Source organism: Mesorhizobium sp. M7A.F.Ca.CA.001.08.2.1, from assembly GCF_003998455.1.
GTDB classification, from domain to species: domain Bacteria; phylum Pseudomonadota; class Alphaproteobacteria; order Rhizobiales; family Rhizobiaceae; genus Mesorhizobium; species Mesorhizobium ciceri.
The window spans coordinates 1-2,821 of sequence record NZ_RZPW01000777.1 but is presented as its reverse complement, the minus strand read 5'-3'; the positions used below and the strand labels follow the sequence as shown (position 1 = coordinate 2,821).

The following is a 2,821-nucleotide window of genomic DNA, read 5'->3' as shown; positions in this document are numbered from 1 at the left end:
GTGCGAGATCCCGGGTGGTCGGCAGTTTCGCCCCGGCGGCCAGCGCGCCGGTCTCGATCAGCCGCCTGAGCGCCGCATAGAGCTCGCGGCTGCGCGGGCCGTCGCCCGGCAGGACCGGGATCAGCGCCGACCAATCCGGAAAATTGGTCCGGTTTTTCTTCATAGGATTGGTTCTTTTATCGACCAATGTCATGGCGCATGGTTGGCAGACGACAACCAAGGATGCAAGCCGTGAACGACACGCCAGCCAGTTTTCCGACCACCAGCCGCAACCGCGTCAAGCGCCTGCACGAGCGCGGCAGCTATGACCATGCGGCAGTCTTCGCGGTGCTGGATGCCGGGCTGCTGTGCCATGTCGCCTATACGTTCGACGGCCAGCCCTATTGCACGCCGACCATCCACTGGCGCGAGGACGACATGCTGTACTGGCACGGCTCGTCGGCCAGCCGCATGCTGCGCAATCTGCGCGGCGGCACGCCGGCCTGTCTCACGGTGTCGCATCTCGACGGGCTGGTGCTGGCGCGCTCGGGCTTCAACCATTCGGCCAACTATCGCTCGGCGATGTGTTTCGGCACGGCGCGAATCGTCGACGAGCCGCAGGAGAAACTGAAGGCGCTGGCCGGCGTCGTCGACCGTTTCTATCCCGGCCGGAGCGAGACCCTGAGGCCGATCTCGGCGCAGGAGGCCAAGGCGACGACGGTGATCGGCATGCGTATTGAAGAGGCATCGGCGAAGGTGCGCGCCAAGGGCGTCGGCGACGACGAGGAGGATTACGGGCATCCGGTTTGGGCCGGCGTCATCCCGGTGCGGATGGTGGTCGGCGCCGCCGAGCCGTGTCCGAGGCTGCTGCCTGACATGGAGCGGCCGCGGAACCTGGCTGGATATGCCGAGGGCGCGCGGCTCGATGAGGCGCTGACGCAGGCGCAGCGGGTTTATGAGGGCGAAGTTTAGCCCGCGCCTAGTGGGAGCGTATTCAAATCTTGCCGCTGCCGCCGCCTCGCGATATCTCGACACCATGATCACCTTCCGCCGTGCGCAAGCCTCCGACCTGCCTGATATCGTGGCCATGCTGGCCGACGACCCGCTTGGCGCCGGCCGCGAGGACGCTTCCTTGCCACTGGCGCAAGGTTATGTCGATGCCTTGAACGCCATCGACGCCGATCCCAATCAACTGCTGGCGGTGGCCGTGGATGGCGGCGAGGTGGTCGGCACCTTGCAGATATCTTTCCTTGCCGGGCTCTCGCGCAAGGGCGCGTGGCGCGGCCAGATCGAGGCGGTTCGGGTCGCCGGCCACAGGCGCTCGGACGGCATCGGCAGGCAGATGATCGAATGGGCGATCGACGCGTGCCGGGCGCGCGGCTGCAGCCTCGTCCAACTGACCACCGACAAGGGGCGGGCGGACGCGCATCGTTTTTACGAAAGCCTCGGCTTCACCGGCAGCCATCTCGGCTACAAGAAGAGCCTTTAGGCGGTCGGAAAACGCTGCAACACTTTTGTGGAACTGCTCGCGGCGTTCGAGCAGTGCGCCAGCGCTGGCGCATTCGGGAAACCGTTCAGGCACACTTCAATTCGCGGCCAAGAGGGGATATAGGTCAGTCAAGTTGACCTATATTGCAGCGTCCGGGGAGGCGTGCCGTGACCCTTATGAACCTGTTGGCTTCGCGCTCGTCGCGCATGAAAGCGTCCGAAATCCGCGAGCTGCTGAAGCTGCTCGACCAGCCGGACATCATCTCGTTTGCCGGCGGTATTCCCGATCCGGCGCTGTTCCCAGCCGAGGCGATCCGCGACGCCTATGCCGATGTGCTGGGTGGCGCCGAGGCGGGCGCTGCGCTGCAGTACCAGGTCTCGGAAGGCTATCTGCCGTTGCGGCGCTGGCTCGCCGGGCAGATGGGCAAGCTCGGCGTCGCCTGCGACGAGGCCAACATCTTCATCACCTCCGGCTCGCAGCAGGCGCTGGATTATCTCGGCAAGCTGTTCCTGTCGCCGGGCGACACCGCGCTGGTGACGTGGCCGACCTATCTCGGCGCGCTGCAGGCTTTCAACGCCTATGAGCCGCGCTACGACCGGCTGACCCCGGCCGGCGGCAACATGACGCCCGATGCCTATCGCGCGGCGGCGGCCGCCAATGGCGGCAAGGCCAAATTCGCCTATCTGGTGCCGGATTTCGCCAACCCGACCGGCAACACGCTGAACCGTGAGCAGCGCGAGGCGGTGCTCGACCTTGCCGGCGAACTCGACATCGCCGTCCTCGAGGATGCCGCTTACCGCGCGCTGCGCTATGACGGCGAGGGCGAGCCGCCGATCCTGGCGCTCGATTGTGCCCGGTCCGGCGGCATCGACAAGGCGCGCACGCTCTATTGCGGCTCGTTCTCGAAGATCCTGTCGCCGGGCATGCGGGTCGGCTGGGTGTGCGCGGCGCGCCACATTGTCGAGAAGCTGGTGCTGATGAAGCAGGCTTCGGACCTGCACAGCCCGTCGATCAACCAGGTGGTGATGCATCGCGTCGCCGAAGCCGTGTTCGAAGGCCACGTGGAAAAACTCATCGACGCCTATCGCGAGCGCCGCGACGGGCTGCTCTCGGCACTGGAAGCCCACATGCCCGAAGGCGTGACCTGGAGCCGCCCGGAAGGCGGCATGTTCGTCTGGGTGACACTGCCGGAAGGGTCCGACGCCACCGAGCTTCTGGCTCGGTCGGTGAAGGAAGCGCGGGTCGCCTTCGTGCCGGGCAACGCCTTTTATGCCGATGGCACCGGGCGCAACACGCTGCGGCTGTCCTTCACGCTCGCCGACCGGCGCGCGGTGAGCGAAGGCATTCCAAGGC

General features: G+C 66.3%; 3 protein-coding genes. All 3 read left to right on the top strand.

Annotated elements, in window-relative coordinates; all coding sequences use genetic code 11:
• Window positions 1-198: 198 nt before the first annotated feature.
• Window positions 199-951: a pyridoxamine 5'-phosphate oxidase family protein gene (locus EN914_RS30710; protein WP_024501624.1), complete on the top strand. Its 753-nt coding sequence runs from the start codon at window positions 199-201 to the stop codon at window positions 949-951.
• A gap of 64 nt (window positions 952-1,015) precedes the next feature.
• Entirely contained in the window at window positions 1,016-1,468 is a 453-nt protein-coding gene (locus EN914_RS30705; protein WP_024501623.1) for a GNAT family N-acetyltransferase, read from the top strand.
• A gap of 176 nt (window positions 1,469-1,644) precedes the next feature.
• Window positions 1,645-2,821: PLP-dependent aminotransferase family protein (locus EN914_RS30700; protein ID WP_206527279.1), on the top strand; the 1,177-nt coding region annotated here is incomplete at its 3' end.

Coding starts and splice junctions, on each gene's coding strand:
- EN914_RS30710 (WP_024501624.1), top strand. CDS start 199: ATGGTTGGCAGACGACAACCAAGGATGCAAGCCGTGAACGACACGCCA.
- EN914_RS30705 (WP_024501623.1), top strand. CDS start 1,016: ATGATCACCTTCCGCCGTGCGCAAGCCTCCGACCTGCCTGATATCGTG.